This window comes from Rhizobium leguminosarum (genome assembly GCF_002953715.1).
GTDB lineage: Bacteria > Pseudomonadota > Alphaproteobacteria > Rhizobiales > Rhizobiaceae > Rhizobium > Rhizobium leguminosarum_V.
Window position 1 is genome coordinate 202,831 of sequence record NZ_CP025014.1, and the last position, 20,840, is coordinate 223,670.

17 protein-coding genes are annotated in these 20,840 nt (G+C 60.6%); 7 read left to right on the plus strand and 10 right to left on the minus strand.

Translation table 11 applies throughout. The annotated features are described in order from the left end of the window. Positions 1-14: 14 nt before the first annotated feature. The 9 genes from CUJ84_RS30505 to CUJ84_RS30555 form a co-directional block, all read right to left on the minus strand. Entirely contained in the window at positions 15-2,258 is a 2,244-nt protein-coding gene (locus tag CUJ84_RS30505) for a bifunctional diguanylate cyclase/phosphodiesterase (RefSeq protein ID WP_105009365.1), read from the minus strand. A 375-nt stretch (positions 2,259-2,633) separates the two neighbouring features. Continuing rightward, a complete protein-coding gene (locus tag CUJ84_RS30520; protein WP_105009366.1) occupies positions 2,634-3,446 on the minus strand; it encodes an ABC transporter ATP-binding protein in 813 nt (270 codons plus the stop codon). Continuing rightward, positions 3,443-4,432 (minus strand): ABC transporter ATP-binding protein, encoded by a 990-nt coding sequence (locus CUJ84_RS30525; RefSeq protein WP_003548893.1) that lies wholly within the window; start codon positions 4,430-4,432, stop codon positions 3,443-3,445. Before CUJ84_RS30525 ends, CUJ84_RS30520 begins: the two co-directional genes overlap by 4 nt. Position 4,433: 1 nt before the next feature. Next, positions 4,434-5,291 carry an ABC transporter permease gene (locus CUJ84_RS30530; RefSeq protein ID WP_003554066.1) on the minus strand — a complete coding sequence of 286 codons (858 nt, stop codon included), beginning with the start codon at positions 5,289-5,291 and terminating at the stop codon, positions 4,434-4,436. Positions 5,292-5,294: 3 nt separating this feature from the next. Next, positions 5,295-6,299: an ABC transporter permease gene (locus CUJ84_RS30535; RefSeq protein WP_027687864.1), complete on the minus strand. Its 1,005-nt coding sequence runs from the start codon at positions 6,297-6,299 to the stop codon at positions 5,295-5,297. 113 nt (positions 6,300-6,412) lie between these two features. Beyond that, positions 6,413-8,317 carry an ABC transporter substrate-binding protein gene (locus tag CUJ84_RS30540; RefSeq protein WP_105009367.1) on the minus strand — a complete coding sequence of 635 codons (1,905 nt, stop codon included), beginning with the start codon at positions 8,315-8,317 and terminating at the stop codon, positions 6,413-6,415. 202 nt (positions 8,318-8,519) lie between these two features. Then, complete coding sequence (locus CUJ84_RS30545; protein WP_105009368.1) at positions 8,520-10,028, minus strand: alpha-N-arabinofuranosidase; 1,509 nt, start codon at positions 10,026-10,028, stop codon at positions 8,520-8,522. Between the two features lie 210 nt (positions 10,029-10,238). Next, a complete protein-coding gene (locus CUJ84_RS30550) occupies positions 10,239-11,165 on the minus strand; it encodes an ArsR/SmtB family transcription factor (protein WP_171598072.1) in 927 nt (308 codons plus the stop codon). Between the two features lie 134 nt (positions 11,166-11,299). Further along, positions 11,300-12,577, minus strand: a complete 1,278-nt coding sequence (locus CUJ84_RS30555; protein WP_105009369.1) for a cytochrome-c peroxidase — start codon at positions 12,575-12,577, stop codon at positions 11,300-11,302. 198 nt (positions 12,578-12,775) lie between these two features. Here CUJ84_RS30555 and CUJ84_RS30560 point away from each other — a divergent pair, with 198 nt between their 5' ends. After that, positions 12,776-14,314, plus strand: coding sequence for an acid phosphatase (locus tag CUJ84_RS30560; protein ID WP_105009370.1), 1,539 nt, complete (start codon positions 12,776-12,778; stop codon positions 14,312-14,314). 54 nt (positions 14,315-14,368) lie between these two features. On the opposite strand, the gene CUJ84_RS30565 is transcribed toward CUJ84_RS30560, so the two are convergent. Then, entirely contained in the window at positions 14,369-15,127 is a 759-nt protein-coding gene (locus CUJ84_RS30565) for an IclR family transcriptional regulator (protein WP_105009371.1), read from the minus strand. Positions 15,128-15,286: 159 nt separating this feature from the next. On the opposite strand from CUJ84_RS30565, the gene CUJ84_RS30570 reads away from it, so the two are divergent. The 6 genes from CUJ84_RS30570 (at position 15,287) to CUJ84_RS30595 (ending at position 20,809) form a co-directional block, all read left to right on the plus strand. Next, positions 15,287-15,994 carry a 3-oxoacid CoA-transferase subunit A gene (locus CUJ84_RS30570; protein ID WP_105009372.1) on the plus strand — a complete coding sequence of 236 codons (708 nt, stop codon included), beginning with the start codon at positions 15,287-15,289 and terminating at the stop codon, positions 15,992-15,994. After that, the gene (locus CUJ84_RS30575; protein ID WP_105009373.1) at positions 15,991-16,695 is read left to right on the plus strand and encodes a CoA transferase subunit B; all 705 of its coding nucleotides are present in this window, start codon (positions 15,991-15,993) and stop codon (positions 16,693-16,695) included. Before CUJ84_RS30570 ends, CUJ84_RS30575 begins: the two co-directional genes overlap by 4 nt. Before the next feature lie 9 nt (positions 16,696-16,704). Then, complete coding sequence (gene pcaF / locus CUJ84_RS30580; protein ID WP_105009374.1) at positions 16,705-17,910, plus strand: 3-oxoadipyl-CoA thiolase; 1,206 nt, start codon at positions 16,705-16,707, stop codon at positions 17,908-17,910. A gap of 76 nt (positions 17,911-17,986) precedes the next feature. After that, positions 17,987-18,469: a GNAT family N-acetyltransferase gene (locus CUJ84_RS30585; RefSeq protein WP_105009375.1), complete on the plus strand. Its 483-nt coding sequence runs from the start codon at positions 17,987-17,989 to the stop codon at positions 18,467-18,469. Positions 18,470-18,601: 132 nt separating this feature from the next. Then, the gene (locus tag CUJ84_RS30590; RefSeq protein ID WP_105009376.1) at positions 18,602-19,816 is read left to right on the plus strand and encodes an MFS transporter; all 1,215 of its coding nucleotides are present in this window, start codon (positions 18,602-18,604) and stop codon (positions 19,814-19,816) included. 198 nt (positions 19,817-20,014) lie between these two features. Further along, positions 20,015-20,809, plus strand: coding sequence for an SDR family NAD(P)-dependent oxidoreductase (locus tag CUJ84_RS30595; RefSeq protein WP_105009656.1), 795 nt, complete (start codon positions 20,015-20,017; stop codon positions 20,807-20,809). Positions 20,810-20,840 lie beyond the last annotated feature (31 nt).

Below are 20,840 nucleotides of genomic sequence, written 5' to 3' on the forward strand. Positions count from 1 at the left end.
AACACAGGGTTTGGCTATCGGCCTGCCTCTGTCATTCCTTTGTCCTTCATACGGCAAAATTCAATCAACTGCTCCGAGGTCATTGGTCGTGCCAGAGCGTAACCTTGCAATATATGGCAACCGAGATCTTTCAGGATCTTCGCATGCTCCATTGTCTCCACGCCCTCTGCAACGATGTCGATGTTCTGTGATCGGCCGATTTCGATGATGGAGGAGACCAGACGGCGCTGAGATGGAGACGCGATAATCGGCTTGATAATTTCGCGATCGATCTTAAGGCGTCGCGGCTCAAATCGAAGCAAACTGACGATACTGGCATGTTCGGTGCCGAAGTCATCGATCTCGATTTCGATGCCAAGCTTTTTGACGGCTGGTATGATCTCCTTGAGAACAGGTTGAAGATCATTGAAGGAGATTGTCTCAAGCAGCTCGAAACACAGGCGACCCTTCGCGATGGGAAGCTCGGACAGCTCGGCAAGCAGATTTGCCTGCGCCAGTCGACGCGCTGAAATGTTGACCGAGACACGTGGAATTTGCATTCCCAAGCTATCCCATCTTGTCAGCTCGAACAGGGCCTTTTGCAGAATCAGCCTATCCATGTCGCCGGTGCGCCCCAGCTTTTCGGCGACGTCAAGAAATCTGTTCGGAGCGAGCAGACCTTTTTGCGGGTGATCCCAACGGGCAAGTGTCTCGACGCCGGCAATATCCAATGTGTTTGCGTTGAACTGAGGTTGGAAGAATGCAACCAGTTCATCGCGATCGAGCGCATGCGTGAATTCGTCCGCCAGTTCTTTCGAATGGATCGCGGCGCTGCGAAGCTCTTCTGTAAAAACCGCCGCGCGGCCGCGGCCCGCCTTCTTCGCCTCGTACAGAGCCAAATCGGCATTGAGAAGCAATTGGCCGAGGTCCTGCCCGAGAGCACCTTCAGTCTCCCAGGCGACCCCGACGCTTGCACCGACAACACAGGCCGCACCCTCAATGAAGACGGGTTGATCGAGCGTATCGACAATTTGCCGGGCCAATGCGTTTGCCTTCGGCTCCGGATTGGCACTCCAGCTGGCGAAGATGAACTCATCGCCACCGATCCGAGCCGCTACGTCGTTTGGACCAGCCAAATCGGCAAGGCGCGAAGCCGTTGCTTGCAAGACCGCGTCACCGCCGGCATGCCCTTTGGTGTCGTTGATCTCTTTAAATCGATCCAGGTCGATATGAACGAGTATCAGACAATCCTCTGGACGAGGTCTCGGCGGTTGCGAGATCATCTGGTCGACAAATCGTCGATTGGGAAGCCCCGTCAATGCGTCATGCAATGACAGGTACTCCAGTCTCTGTCGTGCTCGAACGAGCTTTTTCTTGTGAAGGCGAAGCTTTTCGATCGTTCTTTGGCGTGATTTGGTCAGAAAACCGATCCAGACAATCGGCGCAACGACACATAATGCCAACAGGCTTGCGTAGAACTCAAAAGTGCCGATCCCGCTATTTTGGCCCCATCCCTGCTTTGGCAGTGCGGCGAGGGTCCATCGGCCATAAACCATATCAACGGATGTCTGGACCGGTTTCCTGGAAAAGGTTGCCAGGCTGCCGAAAAAAACCTCTTTGGGCGAATTCGGGTCCGGTACGGTGCTGATGGCGATCTCAAGCTCGGTCGAACCAAGGCCACTTTCCTGGTAAAGCTTTGGTATGTCTATTATTCCCGAAAGCAGGCCCCAAAAAGTCTGGCTTGTTCCGTCATTGATGTAGACTGGGCACCTGACCACAAACGCGGTTCCACCTTGGACAAGCTCCACCGGGCCTGTGAGTACGATATTGTGCGTGTTGCGCGCCAGCATCGCGGCAGCCCGTTGCTTCTCATTGGTTCGGTAGTCGAGTCCGATAGCCTTTTCGTTTCCTTTCTCCGGATAAACCCACCTGACCACCATGTCGGGCGCAGCGGCGAAGCTTCGCAATTGTGAATCGGGCTGCAGGATCTGAGCGGCAAGTTTGGAAAATCCGTTTTGGCCCATCTCTGGATTGACTGCGATGCCGGCCGCCAGCCCCTGCAGCAGCTTGACATTGCTGTTGAGGTTGGTCTGAAGCCGGGAGGATATGGTGGCAAGCTCGCTGGCAACGATCGAGCGTTCATCGGCCAGCGATCGCTCGATCCGCCAGTTCGTTGCGACCCAGACGACGATTGCAGCAATAATGGCCGCAAATATTGCGGGAGCAAATGCGCTGGTATGGCTTATTACGGAGCGAGCGAGATTTCTTCGAAACTTCATCAGGTTGCCGGCGTGGATGACAGGCCCTCATCCTTGCACAGTTTCTTTAAGGCAACGCTAAACCTGCCAACCCTCATAAAGGAAAGCTGCCTGTTCGTTGCAGCGCTTAGAGCCTTTCCTGGTCAGCTTGCAGCATTCTGCCGGAGCAGGTTTCGTCAGGGCAGAGGCGATTGGCGAAGGGCATACCTCTTGGTACGTCCGAGCCGATCGCCTCTGCCCTGGCGCAAAGATGCCCGGCCCTTCGGGTTGGCTGAAACGGGCCGGCTGATCGACCGGCCGGCTTGACCGTAGAGCTGGGCTACGACGCGCGCCGGCCGGTCGACCATCCGACTCCGTTTGAGCCAACAGAATGCTTCAAGCTGACCAGGAAAGGCTCTAGGTCGCTGGGCTGAAATCGGCGGCCAGCACCGCATCCTTCAGCGCCCGCGAATAGGGATGCTGCGGATCATCCAACACCGCCCGCGCCTGTCCCCGCTCGACGATTTCGCCTTTGCGCATGATGATGATGTTGTCGCTGATGTAATAGGCGGTGGCGAGGTCGTGGGTGATGTAGACAATGGAAAGACCGAGCTCGTTTTTCAGGCGGCCAAAGAGGTTGACGATGGCCATGCGCAGCGATGCGTCGACCATGGATACCGGTTCATCAGCCACCAGCAGGCGGGGTTGCGGGATCAGCGCCCGGGCGATGGCGACGCGCTGAAGCTGGCCGCCCGACAATTCGTGAGGAAACCGGCCTTTCACCTCTTCAAGGGTCAGGCCGACATGGACCAGGGCGGCATCCGCCATCTTCTCCGCCTGCTCTCGATCCGGCCGTTTTCCCGAGAACGAAAAATTGCGGGCGGTCTCGAAGAGATAACGATCGACACGTTTCAGCGGATTGAAGGCTTCGAAGGGGTTCTGCAGAACCGGCTGGACCTCTTTCATGAAAGCCGTGCGTTCGGATCGGCTGTGGATGGCGACGGTCCTGCCGCTGAATTGAAGCTCGCCTTCCGTTGGTTCGGTCTGGCCGAGGATCATTGCCGCGATCGTCGATTTTCCCGAGCCGGATTCGCCGACGATCGACAGGATCTCCGGCTCCGCTCCCAATTCGAAGCTGACGTCCTTGACCGCCGTGATCAGCCGCCGGCCGAGCATGCCGCCCTGCCGGTAGACTTTCGTGACATGCGAGAGGCTAAGAAGAGCGCTCAAACCTGATCTCCCGTAACGGCAAAACACGCCACGCGCCGCTGCGGCTCGACGGTGACGAGCGGCGGAACCTTCTGCGAGCAAATCTCCATGCGCTTTGGACAGCGCGGGTGAAACCGGCAGCCTTCCGGCGGCATGGCGAGGTTTGGCGGGCGCCCCTCCAGCGAAGGGCGGGCCGTCGCATCGCCGATGCGCGGCAGGCTGCCGACGAGATGCTGCGTATAGGGGTGGAGCGGCATGTTGAAGAGTTTGGCGGTCGGCGCTTCCTCGACAAGACGCCCGGCATAGACGATGCCGATGCGGTCGGAGACCGTCGCGTGAACCCCCATGTCATGGGTGACGAACAGGAAGGACGAGCCCATCTCGCGCTGGATTTCGCGGATCATCGACAGCACGTCGCGCTGAACGATCACGTCGAGCGCGGTCGTCGGTTCGTCGGCGATGATGAATTCGGGTGTCAGGATGGTGGCAAGCGCAATGGTCATGCGCTGGCGCATGCCGCCAGAGAGCTCGTGGGGATAGGCGTCGAGCAGATGCGGATCGAGCTTCAGCCGCTGCAGATGGGTGGCGACCCTTTCGAGAAAGACCGGGCCGCTGACCTTCATGTGGCGAAAGGCGAAATCGGTGAAGGAATGACGGATCCGGCGCACCGGATTGAGCACATTCATCGAACCCTGCATGATATAGGACAGATGCTTCCATCGCAGCGCCAGCCGATCCTCCGGCTTCATCGCGTAGATATCCTGGGTGCCGCCGTCGAAATGGAATGTCACTTTTCCCGACACGACCCTCAGCGGCGGCCGGATCGCGCCGGCGATGGTCTTGATCAAGGTCGTCTTGCCGCTGCTCGATTCACCGGCAACGCCATAGACCTCACCGCGGGCGATGGTCAGGCTGATATCGTCGACGGCGCGCACCTCGCGATCGACGCCGTAGAGGAAGGCACGGTAATAGGCTTTCAGATTCTCAATTTCGACCAAAGGATCCATACTAACTTCCCATCCGGTTCAGCCGGCTGCGCGGGTCATTGTATTCGTTCATCGACATGGACAGCAGGAAGAGCGCCAGGAAGAGGACGACGATGACGGCGACGGGGGCGGCCACCCACCACCATATGCCTGAGATCAGCGCCGAATGCGCATTGGCCCAATAGATCATCATGCCCATGGTCGGCGTCTCGATATCGGTAAAGCCGAGCACAGACAGGGTGATCTCCATGCCGATCGACCAGATCATGTTGTTCATCGTGGTGGCAAAGACGATCGGCAGAACATAGGGCAGGTGCTCCTCGACGAGGATCTTGCGCATGCTCATGCCGGAATAGACGCTCTGGGTGGTGAAGGATCTCGTCTTCAGGCTGATCGCCACCGAGCGGATGAGGCGTGCGTCATAAGACCAGCCGAGCGCAGCCATGATGAGGATCAGCGCTGTCCAGGTCATGCTATCCTTCAGCACGAAATAGAACAGGATCAGCAGCGGAAATTGCGGGATGACCATGACGCTGTCGTTGATGGCCATCAACACCCGGTCGACCGCGCCGCCGGCATAACCGGCGACGAGGCCGACGACCAGCGAGATGATGCGTGAAATGAAGGCGACGCCGATGCCGAAAAACAGGGTGTTGCGAAGCGCGGTCGTCAGCTGCCAGAAAACGTCCTGGCCGCGCGACGTCGTGCCGAGCCAATATTCGCCATCCGGCGGCATGTCAGGCGGCAGAAGATAGATGTCGGTCGCGCCGTAAGGCGAGAAATAGGACACCACTATCAATGCGACGATGACGGCAAAGAGCAGCAGGCCGCAGAGGAATTCCATATTCTGGCGCGCGAGGTCGCGGACGATCGTAAACATGCTCTATTCCACCTTGATGCGCGGGTCGATCAGCGGGCTCAGAATGTCGATGATGAAGACGGCGGCGGCAACGCCGACGATCGACAATGCGCTGAGGCCGAGCACCAGACTGTAGTCGCCGGCATGCACTGCTTCGATCAGCAGGTTTCCGATGCCCGGATAGCCGAAGACGATTTCCGTGATGACCGTGCCGTTGAAGATCGCGCCGAGCGACATGGCAAGCCCGGTGAACTGCGGCACCATGGCATTGCGGGCGATGTAGGAGCGCAGGATCTTTCGCTTCGGAACGCCGCCAAGCTCGGCGAAGACGACGTAATCCTCGGTGATGATGTTGGAAACGAGCGCGCGCATCCCGATCAGCCAGCTGCCGGCGCCGACCATGATCAGCGACAAGGCCGGCAGGATCGAGTGTTTCAGGATATCGAAGACCAGGGCAAAGGAGAGGTCGAGATTGGCGTTCATCTCGTAGCCGCCATTGATCGGCAGCACCGGCCAGAGATAGCCGAAGACAATCAGAAGCACGAAGGCCAGAATGTAATAGGGAATAGGAAGCAGGGCGATGAAGACGAGGCTGACGGCCTTCAGCACCATGTCCTTGCGGTAATAACCGGCGAGTGCGCCGATCGCATTGCCGAGCACGAAGGTGATCAGGGTCGACACCGTCATCAGACCGATGGTCCAGGGCAGGGACCGCAGGATGATGGTGGAAACGGGGGTGGGAAATGCCGATAGCGAGGGACCGAGATCACCGGTCGCAAGCCGAAGCCAGAAATGCAGGTATTGCTGCCAGATCGAACCCTCCATGCCGTAAAGCTCGCGAAGCGACTGGCGCATCAGTTCGATCGCATTCGGATCGGACTGCCCCATCTGGGTGATGGCGCCTATGCTTTCTTCGACCGGATCGATCGGGGTCAGGTGGGTGACGAAGAATGTTATCGTCACGCCAAGAAATACGACGAGCAGAAACTGACCGAACCGCTTCAGCACAAAGAGCAGATAGGACGTCATAGGGCGGTGGTTCCTCTCTGGTTCCCTTCATCAAGTGGAAAGGATCGACGGACATGCCACATGCCCGTCGATTAGGGGGCCGGCGCGCAACACTCGCGCCGGCGTTGGGAGGATTATTTCGGTTGTGCCGGCTTCAGCTTGACCATCATCAGCCTGGAGTTGGCCCAATTCGGCACTGGGTCGGTATAGGGGTCTGATATCGTCGGATAACCGGTCCAATAGGTCGTATCCATCGAGGTGAAGACGTTATACGACATCAGCGGGATCGTCGGCATTTCGCGGGCGACCAGCTTCAGATAATCCTTGCCGAGCTCGACGCCCTTGGGATCGTCGGCGCTGATGCCGCGGATGCTTTCGATGATCTTGTCGAGCTCCGGATTGCTCCAGCGCTGCCAGTTGCGCGGCGGTTGATTGTCACCCTTCTTGGCCACGAACTGCGAATGCCAGCTATCTAGGAAGAACGACAGATCGGGATCGCCGCCCCAGGTCTCGACGCTCCAGGCAATCGCTACCTGGAAATCACCGGGCTGGAGCGCCACCTGCCACAGTTTCGCGGCCGGCACGGCTTTGGCGTCGATGCCGAATGCGGCCCATTGCTGTGCGATCAGCGTCCCGGCGCGGGTGAAGACCGAGCGTGTGTCGCCTTCCACCGTCATCCGGATCTTGAAGGGCTGTCCATCAGGGGTCAGCCATTTGCCGCCGGATTTCTTGAAGCCTGCCTTCTCCAGTAGTTCGCCGGCAGCCTTCGGATCCGGTTTCCACCAGCCATAGCCGAAGGCACCGCTGATTGCCTCCGGGTCGGTCGGGATCTGGTCCTTGAACTTCGGCTGCTTGCGCAGGATATCGGCGATCTGTTGCCCGACCGTCGGGTCATAAGGCTTGATCTTGCTCTTGCCGGTATCGATCTCGAAATTCTTCAGCCAATCCTGCATCGGCGCCTGATAGTCCTTCATCGTGGCCGCCGTCGGCGGCACGCCGAGCGCCGAAAGCGTCGCTGCCCCGCGATAGCTCGCCATATCAACCGCCTTGATGTCGATCAGCAGGGCAAGCGCCCAGCGTACATCGGCGTTGTCGAAGGGCGGATTCTGGGTGTTGAAGATCACGGCCGGAAGCGTCGGGTCCGGATGGGCGAAGGGAAAACCCGGGAACCAGGTCTCGATCGTCTTGGATTTTTCCTTCAGCGTGAACATGCCCTCGGGCGTGTTGTCGTGAATGATATCGAGATTGTGCTCGAGCTGAGCGATGGTACGTTTATCCGGCGGGCCGGGATCGGCATAGGTCACGTATTTCGGGGCCGGCTCGCCGAAGCGGGCAAGCGAGGTGCGCTGCCAGTCGTCGCGCTTCTCCCAGGTATACCACTTGCCCTGGGGGTCGAATGCCTTGAGCTTGTAGGCGCCGAGCGAAACGGGATTGGCGAAATCATAACGAAGCGGATCTTCGACTTTCTCGAAGACATGCTTTGGCATGATCCAGGCGCCGTTCCAGCGAACGGTGAAGATGGCGTGGAAGCGCGAATTGGGCTTCTTCAGCTTGAACACCACCGTCGAAGAATCGGTCGCCTCGACGCTTGCCACCTGCACCGAGAAAGCAGCACTCCAGACCATGCCGGGGTGATCCATCTGCGTCTTGACGGTATAGACCACGTCGTCTGCCGTGAACTCCACGCCATCGCTCCAGAAGAGCCCCTTGCGCAGTTTCACGGTCATCTCGGTGAAGTCGGCATTATATTGCGGCTTGTCGGCAGCCAGCGAATTGTCCCAGGTCGCGCCGCCAAGCCCTTGTTCGGGGTCGATATACCAGAGCGTATCCATGGTCAGCTGCTGCAGGCCGGTCGAAACGCCGCCGCCGCCATTGACCCAGATGTTGAACCAGCCGGGATTCTTGATCGTCCCTTCCGGATTTTCGACGATGAGCGTCTCCTTGCGCGGCAAGGAGGTGTAGTCATCGGCATTGGCCGTCGCTGTCAGGCCGAGTGCGGCCAGCGCGACGCCAAATGCGAGCCTCTTCCACTGTTGCATGAACTCCTCCCTAGAAAGCGACGATACGGCGGCCGCAAGGGCACGCATGGGCACGTCGCGGTTGTCGGTTCGCAGAGGCGTCAGGACTTGAACAGTCAGGTCCGGGACCTCAGTGAACCATCTCTCCGGCTCCCTGCCTCCTCGCAGCGAGCCGAATATCCTCAGCCAGGGACGCCCAAATGGGCTTACCCGGCGGCGGCTGTCATACCGACAGCCGGATGACGTTGTAGGAGAACGGTTTCAGCGCCGCCCGCAACCGTCCGTCCTCGATCTTTCCACTCTCGACATTGACCGGAACGACCGTCTTCGGCCGCGCTGCCGTATTGACGGCTTCCAGATCACCGTGGGTCATCTCCACCTGCTCGACCACCCGGGCATTTCCGAAGCCTTCCAGCCGCACGTCGAGATCGAGCGCCGTGCTCGGATGGCGGTTGACGGCAAAGAAGGTCAGCGTCTTGCCATCCTCGGAATGGACTGCCGATACGTCGAGATAGGGAACGTCGTTCTCCTCGTCGCTGTCATAGGTCGGGCCATCGACGACCAGCTGCAGGGCCGAGCCGCGGCCATATCTGGAAGCGTAATAGAACGGGTAATAGATGGTCTGGCGCCAGGCCGCACCGCCGTCCTCGGTCATGATCGGGGCGATGACGTTGACGAGCTGCGCGATGCAGGCGATGCGCACGCGGTCGGAGCGACGGATGAAGGTATTGAGGATGCCGCCGACCTGCAGCACGTCCTCGAAATTATAGATGTCTTCCAGCAGATGCGGCGCATCCGGCCACTCGTCGCGCGCCAGGATCTCCTTGTCCTGCTGGTTGGAATGATACCACACATTCCATTCGTCGAAGGAAATGCCGATCGTCTTCTTCGAGCGTTTTTTCGCCTTGATATAGTCGATCACGCCGCCGATAGTGGTGATGTAGCGATCGAGCTTCGTCGCGCGGGCGAGATAGTTGAGCGTGTTTTTCTCGCGGTTGGCAAAATACATATGCAGCGAGATATGGTCGGCGCTGTCATAGCACTGCTCGAGGACCTGGGCCTCCCACTCGGGATAGGTCTTCATGTCGGAATTGGACGAGCCGCAGACCACGAGTTCAAGCGACTTGTCGAAGCCGCGCATGGCCTTCGCCGTCTCGTCCGCCAGCCGGCCATATTCATAGGCCGACTTGTGGCCGACCTGCCAGGGACCATCCATCTCGTTGCCGAGGCACCACAATTTGACATCGTGCGGATTGGACCAGCCGTGCTTGCGACGCAGATCCGACCAGTAGGTGCCGCCAGGATGATTGCAATATTCCAGGAAATTGCGGGCGGCATCGAGGCCGCGTGATCCGAGATTGACGGCAAGCATCGGCTTGGTATTCGCCTTCTTGCACCAGTCGACGAATTCATTCACGCCGATCTGGTTGGCTTCGCGGGTGCGCCAGGCAAGGTCGAGGCGAACCGGGCGTTCAGCACGGGGCCCGACGCCGTCTTCCCAATTATAGGCCGAAACGAAATTGCCACCGGGATAGCGGCAGTATGGGGTGTCGAGCTCACGCACCAGATCGAGGACATCCTGCCGGAATCCGTCCTCATCGGCGGTCGGATGTCCGGGCTCATAGATGCCCCCGTAGATCGCCCTGCCGAGATGCTCGAGAAATGAACTGTAGAGCCTGGAGTCAATGGTCGCGATGCGGAAATCGCGGTGGACAACGACGTTCGTCTTCAACGGATCCTCCCGTTTATATATCAGAATTTTTGTTTTCTTGCCTCTAACTTGATATCAGGAATGTCGTTCTGTCAACCGAGTTGCGTTTTTAATCATACTAATGTGGATTGTGGGAAAAATTGTTTTGTTCCAGTTGCTTGACGCATTTTATCGGTCATCAAAACTGGAAAGAAGCGTGATATTTAAATCAAGATTTCCGATTTTGATTTTTCAGACATGTAGCCGCATGATGATATCGCGTCCGTGATTTCCGAAGCCGCGGCCGAAAATATTGACGCCACCGGTATGGCCGGCATTCTCCGCGATGCCGACACGAAGCCGGATGGAGGAATGCTGCGTAAGCGCGAGGTCGCTGAGCGTGACATTCGAGGCGGCGACACCGTCGATGAAGGTTCCGCGCGTGGAGATGCGCCAAGTCTTCATCATACCATATTGCGAGCCTTCGAGCTTCCACCATGCCGGCGTGAAGGCGCCGCGCTTGTCGCCATAGTCGCCGGGCGACGTCCAGGTTCCGATCGCCATTCCATTGACCCAGAGGGTTATATCAGACGGCCAGTCGGGATTGGTGCCGGGCACTTCCGACGACAGCTCCAGCGAAAACTCGATGGCGCGGATATCCTTGTTCAACACCTTGGCGTTGTTGGGGAATTTATATTCCACATAGCCTCTACCGAACCAGACGAGCCCGGCCTGCATGCGCTGCGGATCGAGGAAATAGTCGGGCACATCGAGCGGGCCGATGACGCTCTCGGTGGAGCAAAGACCGCACGGCGCATGGACGTCACAACTGGTGTAGAGCCCGACCGGCATCTCGACTTCGATAATATTGTTGGCCCTTTGGGCGGCACTTTCCTCAAAGCTGATCAGAATTTCGCTGTAGATCGCAGAGCAGATCTTCTGGTTTCCCTTGCGGGCCTTCGTCAGTTGGGAATCCACCAGCCGGGCGTCTTCCAGGATCTGGATCCCGGTGGCGACGGTGGATTGGGGCAGGGAAAGGGCACGCGCGATATCGTTGATATTCATCGGTCCTTTGGCGCAAAGCAGCTTGAGCATCTCCAGCCGCGCCGGCGCCGAAAGCGCGCGTATCGCATCATTATTCTCGCCGGCGGCGATCGTTAAAAACGAGCGTTCCATCATTCCCCCACCATTTCCGATGAAATGATGTATATCGGAAATTATGATACATCAAGTGGGAATGCTTCGACGGGTTTGATTGTTATTGTTGAGAAAGACGTCATTGGTCCTGGGTATTTCTTAAAATTCCAGGCGTCCTAATGCCCAGTCGCCTCAGGCTGCAGGTCCGCATCGGTCAGGGTTCCGAGAAAGGCGACGATGTCGTCGATCTCGGGATCGGTGAGGGCGGGCTTGTCGCCGAAGGGCGGATCCTGGTTGAGATTATCCCAATAGGCTTGTGGCAGGTCGTCATATTTCCGAACCGTGCCATCTGAATTTTTCGGATACCAACGGCCGGGATCGCTGTCGCGCGTCGCATAGAAGGAGACGACGTCGCGCAGCGAGTGGAAATAGCCGTTGTGGAAGAAGCTCTGCTTCAGTGCGACATTGCGCAGCGTCGGGGTGCGGAACAGACCGCAATATTCGCTGCGTCCGGCAAAATCGGTGCGCTGAGGGCCGCAAAGGCCGAGATCATGATAGTTCGGATCGTTGTTGGCCGGGATCGCCATGTTGCGCGGTGCGGCGAGCCCGAGGAAGCCGAAATCGGAAAATTGCGGCGGCTCGCCGTCATTGGCGGGTTCGCTCAGATGACAGCTCGAACAGTTGCCCTTGGCCGGATCCTCGAACAGCTGTCGTCCGCGCAGCTCCTGCGCCGTCAGCGTTGCCTTGCCGGCGAGAAAGGCGTCGTAGCGGCTGGAATAGGGATAGAAATCCGGGCCGCTCTGTTCGAAGGTGGCAAGCGCCTCGGCGGCGGCATCGAAGGCATCCTCAGGATTGTCGAACACCGTCTCGCCGAATGCCGCCTTGATGTCGTCGGCATAGGCGGCCTTTCGCAGCTTCGCCACCACCACGGCCGCATCCTTGTTGCCCATCTCGAAGGGCGAGAGCAGCGGGATTTTTGCCTGATCGGCGCCGTGATCGACCCGGCCGTCCCAGGTCAGGCCACCCGTCGGGCCATTGTCGACGCTCTCGTCGCCCTCGTCCTCGGAATCGTAATAATGCTCGGTGAAGGATGGCACGGCCTGCAGGTAGCGCAGTGTCGGCACGGCACGCAGCCCCGGCTGGTCCATATGCTGGCCGCCCATTTCGACCGGCGTCGCCGATGCCGGGCCGAAGGCGTGAGCCGGATCATGGCAGGACGCGCAGGCCTGGAGGCCCGAGGCCGACAGGGAGGGATCTGAGAATATCTTGCGGCCAAGTGCGGTGAGCGTTTCGGCCCGGGCGAAGGCCTCAGCGCGCGACATCGGTCCGGGATGAACGCCGGCGGCGGTCGCCGCGCTGCTTTGCCGCAGGGGAAGAATGGCAAGACCAAGCGCCACGGCACCCATGCTGACGGCCAGGCCGGAGCGCACAAGCCAGATGATCTTCGTCGTCATGATAAGGATTCCAATAAGTTAGTACTGGTTTCCTCCATGATCGAACCTCGCTGCAACAAATTGATGACGGCTATCCTCCTGCGGCATCACGGCAACCCCTGATGTCACAAAGTTGATAGACGGCCGGAATAGCGTCGACGTGCCCCCGAGCGTTCTCCGCTCCCTCTAGCCAACGCCCCCTAGCCATGAGGTACCCCCGTGAAAAGACTGAAACTCCTCCATTCGATCTGTCTCGCCGGATCGGCCATCGTGCCGTTTGCGGTGGCAGCCCATGCGGCGCCGGCCGGTTACGACAAGATCGACAATGTCGTCGTCATCTATGCCGAAAACCGCAGCTTCGATAATCTCTATGGCAGCTTTCCCGGCGCCGATGGGCTCTTGAACGCGACCGCCGATCGCGCCCGCCAGCTCGACCGCGACGGCCAGCCGCTGTCCGAACTGCCGCCGGCCTGGGGCGGCCTTACCGCCAAGGGCGTGACGCCTGCCGTCACCGAGGCGCAGTCGGCCCATCTCGCCAACGCCACCTTCGCGATCGACGATCCGAAGGGCTTCGCAGAGGCGCCTTCGGTCATCACCCGCGACCTCTGGCATCGCTTCTACCAGGAGCAGATGCAGATCGACGGCGGCAAGAACGACAAGTTCGTCGCCTGGGCCGATTCTGGCAGCCTGGTCATGGGCCATTACGATGGCTCCATCCTGCCGATGTGGCAGGTCGCCAAGAAATACGTCATGGCCGACAACTTCTTCCAGGGCGCCTTTGGCGGTTCCTTCCTCAACCATTTCGCGTTGATCTGCGCCTGCGCGCCCTATTATCCGGATGCCGACAAGAGCCCGGCCAAGCCCACGATCGCCAAGGTGGATGCGGACGGCACGTCGCTGACCGTGGCGGAGAATGCCCCGAAGTCGGCGCTGGAGGGCGCACCGAAATTCGTCTCCGACGGCACGCTGACCCCCGACTTCTACGCCGTCAACACCATGCAGCCGCCCTACCAGCCGAGCGCCAATCCGCCGGCCAAGGACGGCGATGCGGCCTATGCCGATCCCTCCGCCGCTACGACGCTGCCGCCGCAGCATGAAATCACCATCGGCGACCTGCTGTCGCTGAAGGGCATCAGCTGGGCCTGGTATAGCGGTGCCTGGCAGGCAGCCCTTGATGGCAAGAATGCCACCCCGGTGCCGAACTTTCAGTTCCATCACCAGCCGTTCAACTATTTCGCCAATTTCGCGCCTGGCACCCCGGCGCGTGCGGATCATCTGAAGGATGGCGGCCTTGGCGGCGAAGCCTTCCTCAAGGATATCGACGACGGCAAGCTGCCGGCAGTTTCCTTCTACAAGCCGCAGGGCAACCTCAACGAACATGGCGGTTATGCCGATGTTTCGAGCGGCGACCAGCATCTTGCCGATATCGTTTCCCACCTCGAGAAGAGCCCGCAATGGGGCCATATGCTCGTGATCGTCACCTATGACGAGAATGGCGGCTTCTGGGATCATGTCGCGCCGCCGAAGGCCGACCGCTGGGGTCCGGGCAACCGTATTCCGGCCTTCATCATCTCGCCCTTCGCCAAGGGCGGCATGGTCGATCATACCCAGTACGACACGACGTCGATCATCCGCTTCATCACCGCGCGCTACGATCTGCCGGTATTGCCCGGCATCCTCGCCCGCGACAAGGCGCTGCGCAATAACGACCGGCCGCCAATGGGTGACCTCACAGCCGCGCTCGACCTGACGCATTGACCGATCACGAGCGGCCCCGGCGCTGAGCGGGGCCGCTCTGTCCTAATTTTGTTGTCATCGCCGCAGCAACGGCCGCAACGCCGCCTGCGTTTCCTTCAGCAGCGGCAGATAGCGTTCCTTCATCTCCGCCGCGGGCACGAGGGCGGCCGGCGCGCCGATATTGATCGCCGCGACCGTTTCGCCGCGGTCGTTGTCGATGGGCACGGCAATGGAGCAGAGGCCGATCTCCAGCTCCTGATCGATGATGGCGTAACCCTCGGCGCGGACCCGGCGGAATTCGGCGATCAACTCGTCCGAATCAGTCTTCGTATTCGGCGTGTTTTGCTTCAGCTCGCTGCGGGCGAGGATGGCGCGCGCCTCGCTCTCTGGAAGGGGTGCAAGCAGTACGCGGCCCATCGAGGCACAGTAGGCGGGCAAGCGGCTGCCGGGCGTGAGGTTGATCGACATGACGCGGCGCTGCGAGGCGCGGGCGATATAGACGATGTCGGTGCCGTCGAGCACCGAAGCCGAGGCGCTCTGGCCGGCCTTTTCCGAAAGATGATCGAGATGCGGCTGCAAGAGCGCCGGCAGCGGCGTCGCCGAGAGATAGGCATGACCAAGACGCAGGATCTTCGGCGTCAGCGTGAAGAACTTGCCGTCATAATCGGCATAACCGAGCTCGGCGAGCGTCAGCAATGAGCGTCGCACGGTGGCGCGGTCAAGCTCCGTCAGCTTGGCGGCCTCGGCGATCGAAAGCCGCTGCCGCGTTTCGCCGAAAGCTTCGATGACCTTCAGGCCGCGGGCGAAGCCGCTGACGAAATCCGTTTCGCGCATGGGTTGAGTCTCCAATCAATTTGGTTATTTTGTGCGATATATGAACAAATGTCAAATATCGCACAAAATAACTTGTCGTCCGGCCCGCTGCGCCTTATGCCTGACGCTGGAGGACGGGAGGTTCAGTTTCCCGACCGCATAGCCAAGGAGAGATCCCGCATGGACAAGACAGTCGGGAGCGCGGCGGAAGCCGTCTCTGAGATCGGAGATGGCGCGACCGTCATGATCGGTGGTTTTGGTGGCTCGGGCGCGCCGATCGAGCTCATTCATGCCTTGATCGACAAGGGCTCAAAGAACCTCACCGTGATCAACAACAATGCCGGCAACGGGCGCATCGGTATCGCCGCGATGATCGATGCCGGCATGGTCAGAAAGATGATCTGCTCATTCCCGCGTTCGTCGGATCCGCGTGCCTTCACGGATAAATATCTAGCCGGCGAAATCGAGCTCGAGCTGGTGCCGCAGGGAACGCTGGCCGAGCGCATCCGTGCCGGCGGGGCCGGCATTCCGGCTTTCTATACGCCGACGGCCTACGGTACCGAACTGGCCAACGGCAAGGTCATCGCCGAATTCGATGGCCGCCATTACGTGCAGGAGCGCTGGCTGAAGGCCGACTTCGCGATCGTGAAGGCCGAGATCGGCGATATCCAGGGCAATCTCACCTACAACAAGGCCGGCCGCAACTTCAATCCGCTGATGTGCATGGCGGCGGCGAAGACCATCGTCCAGGTCTCATCCATCGTGCCGGCCGGCGGCATCGATCCCGAGCATGTGGTGACCCCAGGCATCTTCGTCGACCGCGTCGTCGCCATCCCCAATCCCCAGCAGGAAGAAGAGCTCATTCGAGCCGGAGTGGCCTACGTATGACGATCGATATCAGCCCCATCAACACTCGGGAAGACATCAAGCTTTCCAATGCGCAGATCGCCTGGCGCGCCGCGCAGGACATTGCCGATGGCGCCTATGTCAACCTCGGTATCGGCTTTCCCGAAATGGTCGCCCGCTATCAGCCGCCCGGCCGTCAGGCGATTTTTCACACGGAAAACGGCATCCTGAACTTCGGCGAGCCGCCGGCGGCAGGCGAGGAAGACTGGGACCTGATCAATGCCGGCAAGAAGGCGGTGACGCTGAAGCCGGGTGCTGCCTTCTTCCATCACGCCGACAGCTTCGCCATGGTGCGCGGCGGCCATCTCGACGTTGCGATCCTCGGTGCCTATCAGGTCGCGCAGAATGGTGACCTCGCCAACTGGCGGGTCGGCAGCAAAGGCGTGCCGGCCGTCGGCGGCGCCATGGACCTGGTGCACGGCGCCAAGCAGGTCTGCGTCATTACCGAGCACGTCACCAAGACAGGCGAACCGAAGCTGGTGGAGAAATGCACCTTCCCGCTGACCGGCGTCGGCTGCATCACCCGCATCTATACCAGCCATGCCGTCGTCGACATCGTAAAGGGACGCTTCGTCCTGCGCGAGAAGCTTGCCGCGATGTCGCAAGAGGAATTGCAGGCCATGACCGGTGCGCCGCTGCACGTCGAGGGGCCGGTCGGTGACCTCGTCGTCCCGAAACTCTGAGGAAAAGCCATGACCGAAGCCTTTATCTGCGACTATGTCAGAACGCCGATCGGCCGCTTCGCCGGCTCGCTGTCCCAGGTGCGGGCCGACGATCTCGGTGCGATCCCGCTAAAAGCGCTGATTCAACGCAACGGCGCCGTCGATTGGGAGGCTGTCGATGACGTTATCTTCGGCTGCGCCAACCAGGCGGGCGAAGACAACCGGAATGTCGCGCGCATGTCTGCCCTGCTCGCCGGCCTGCCGATCGCGGTACCCGGCACGACGATCAACCGGCTCTGCGGCTCCGGCATGGATGCGGTAATCACGGCAGCGCGCGCCATCCGTTCCGGCGAGGCCGAGCTGATGATCGCCGGCGGCGTCGAGAGCATGTCGCGCGCGCCCTTCGTCATGCCGAAGGCCGAGACGGCCTTTTCACGGGCGGCGGAAATTCACGACACCACGATCGGCTGGCGCTTCGTCAACCCGCTGATGAAGAAGCAATATGGCGTCGATTCCATGCCGGAGACCGGCGAGAACGTCGCCGAGGACTATCATGTCAGCCGCGAAGACCAGGATGCCTTCGCGGTGCGAAGCCAGGCAAAGGCCGCTGCCGCCCAGGCAAACGGACGGCTGGCGAAGGAAATCACCCCGGTGACCATCCCGCAGCGCAAGGGCGATCCTGTCGTCGTCGACAAGGACGAACATCCGCGTGCGACGACGATCGAAACGCTGGCCAAACTCGCCACACCTTTCAAGAAGGAAGGCGGCACGGTGACGGCAGGCAATGCCTCCGGCGTCAATGATGGGGCGGCGGCGCTGATCGTCGCTTCCGAAGCGGCGGCGCGGAAATACGGCCTGACGCCGATCGCGCGCATCCTCGGTGGCGCGGCTGCCGCCGTTCCGCCAAGGGTGATGGGTGTCGGGCCGATCCCGGCCTCGCGCAAGCTGATGACACGGCTCGGCATGACCGCGGAGCAGTTCGACGTGATCGAACTCAACGAGGCTTTTGCCAGCCAGGGGCTGGCGGTGCTGCGCGCGCTCGGGATTGCCGACGATGACGCGCGCGTAAACCGCAACGGAGGCGCCATCGCGCTCGGCCATCCGCTTGGCATGTCGGGCGCACGCATCACCGGCACGGCAGCACTCGAGCTTCTGGAGACCGGCGGAAAATACTCGCTGTCGACCATGTGCATCGGCGTCGGGCAGGGGATTGCGATAGCACTTGAAAGGGTTTGAGGCCGAGACGCTTCCAGCTTTTGCCGAAGGTTGCAGACCCGTTGCGCGGGGCGCCCGGTTTCGTTAGAGATCGGCCATGCTGATCCGACCCGCAGACAAGAACGATCGAAGCGCGATCTGGAGGATCATCGGTCCGACGATCCGCGCCGGCGAAACCTATGCGCTCGATCGCGATCTGAGCGAAGCCGATGCGCTGGCCTACTGGATGGGACCGGAGCGCGAGACCTTCGTCGCCGAAGAGGAGGGCGCGGTCCTCGGCACCTATTACATCAAGGCCAACCAGGCAGGCGGCGGCCGGCATGTGTGCAACTGCGGCTACATGACCGACGCTGCCGCCAGCGGCCGTGGCGTCGCCAGGCTGATGCATGAGCATTCCCTGGAGCATGCCCGCTTGCTGGGCTTTCGCGCCATGCAGTTCAATTTCGTCGTCAGCAGCAATGAACGCGCGGTTGGGCTGTGGCAATCTCTCGGCTTCGATGTCGTCGGCCGGCTGCCTGGCGTCTTCCTTCATCCCAAGCAGGGCTATGTCGACGCATTGGTGATGTTTCGTACCCTCTAAGTGCGAAGAAAAAAGATGTGAGTGCGCTGTCGAATTCGCAGCGGTTCAAACGTCTTTGGATTGCAGGCGCAAAATGTGGCAGGCTTGCCGCATGCGTCGCGATCACTCTGTCGGCATGGAGGTTATGAAGCCATGAGTGTTTCCTATCGTTGGGTCATCGTCGCTGCGGGCGCTTTGATGACATGCGTTGCGCTCGGCGCGATGTTCTCGCTGGCGATCTTTCAGGAGCCGATCGCAACGGCCACCGGCTGGTCGCATGTCGGCATAGCCAGCGCGATGACGCTGAATTTCATCGTCATGGGTTTCGGCGGGTTCTTGTGGGGTGCGGCAAGCGACCGGTTCGGCCCGCGCGTCGTCGTGCTGATCGGGTCGGTGCTGCTCGGCCTGGCGCTGGTCCTGGCGAGCCGCGCCGAGACGCTGCTGCAGTTCCAGCTGACCTACGGCATCCTCGTCGGGCTCGCCGCCAGCACGTTTTTCGCGCCGATGGTCGCCGCGACGACCGCCTGGTTTGACGAAAACCGCGGGCTTGCGGTGTCGCTGGTCTCCGCCGGCATGGGCGTCGCGCCGATGACCATCTCACCTTTCGCGCGCTGGCTGATCTCGGCCTATGAATGGCGGCCGGCCATGTTGATCATCGGCGTCGCAGCCTGGGTGCTGCTGGTGCCGGCCGCTCTGCTCGTCAGGCGCCCGCCTGCCGAGACCGCCGATAGCGGAACCGAGTTCGCGGCCGACGGCGCCCGGCCGCAGCTGTCGAAAGTCTTTCGATCGCCGCAATTCATCGTGCTTGGCCTGACCTTTGCAGCTTGCTGCGCAGCGCATTCCGGGCCGATCTTCCACATGGTGAACTATGCGACGATCTGCGGCGTCGCACCTATGGCGGCCGTCAGCATCTACAGCGTCGAGGGCCTGGCGGGACTGGGCGGCCGGCTGCTCTATGGCAGCCTTGCCGACAGGATGGGGGTGAAGCCAGTGCTGGTCGCCGGCCTGTTGGTGCAGGCGCTCGCACTCGCGACCTATCTCTTCGTCAGCCAACTCGGCGAATTCTATGCGCTCGCCATCGTCTTCGGCAGTGCCTATGGCGGTGTGATGCCGCTCTATGCGGTGCTGGCGCGGGAATATTTCGGGCCGCGCATCATCGGCACCGTCTTCGGCGCGGCGACGATGCTCTCCAGCCTCGGCATGGCCTTCGGCCCTCTGATCGGCGGCTGGATATTCGACACTTTCGCCAATTATTCCTGGCTGTTCATCGGCTCTGCAATGGTTGGTCTAGGCGCTGCGGTGATAGCCCTCGCATTCCCGCCTCTCGCCCGGCAAAAGCCACAGCCGGCCTTTGGCGTGGCTCCGTAACGAGACCCTTTTCGGTTCTCGCAGGCAACCTCAGGCGGCCGTCGGTGACGATGGCCGTTTGCATGAAGACCGCCTAGCGCTCCTATGGCGATGCAATCTCCCGCTTTCGTGCATTGCCCTTCGTCGATTTCCCCTGATAAGACTTCTCCTATTCATTTCATCACCTATGTCCTTGGTTTTTCGGGAGGCATCGTCGCCATGGTCGAACTTGCGCAATCGCTCGCATCCATCAAGCTGCCGGACCTGTCCGGCAAGGCCGTGCTGATCACCGGCGCCTCGACCGGGATTGGCGCGGCACTCGCCCGCGCCTTTGCGGCGCAAGGGGCCAAGGTCGGTGTGCACTACAATGCCAGCCGCGAACCGGCGGAAAAACTTGCCGAGGAGATCCGGGCTGCCGGCGGCACCGTGCATCTGATCCAGGGCGACGTGTCGAGGGAAGGCGAGACCGAGCGTGTCGTCGAGGAGACGGCGAAGACCTTCGGTCATCTCGACGGCCTCATCAACAATGCCGGCGGCATGCTGGGGCGTAAGCCGACCTCGGAATATACCGACGCGCATTATGCCGCGGTCATGGACCTCAACGCCCGCTCGGTACTGGCGGCCACGCGTGCGGCGCATCCCTGGCTGAAGAAGCAGGGCGGCTTCATCATCAACACCACCTCGATCGCCGCGCGCAATGGCGGTGGCAATGGTGCGATCCTTTATGCGGCGTCCAAGGGCTTCGTTTCGACGATCACACGCGGCCATGCCAAGGAATTCGTCCCCGACAGGATCCGTGTCAACGCGGTGGCGCCGGGCGTTATCGCGACACCCTTCCATGAGCGTTATACCAATGACGAGCAGATGGAACTGCAGCGCAAGTCGATCCCGATGGGCTTCGTCGGCACATCGGAGGATTGCGTCGGGGCCTATCTCTTCCTCGCCTCGCCGACGCTGTCGGGCTACATCACCGGACAGATTATCGAGGTCAATGGCGGACAGTTGATGCCTTAGTTTCCGGCTTCTCAAGAGATCTTCCCTTGCG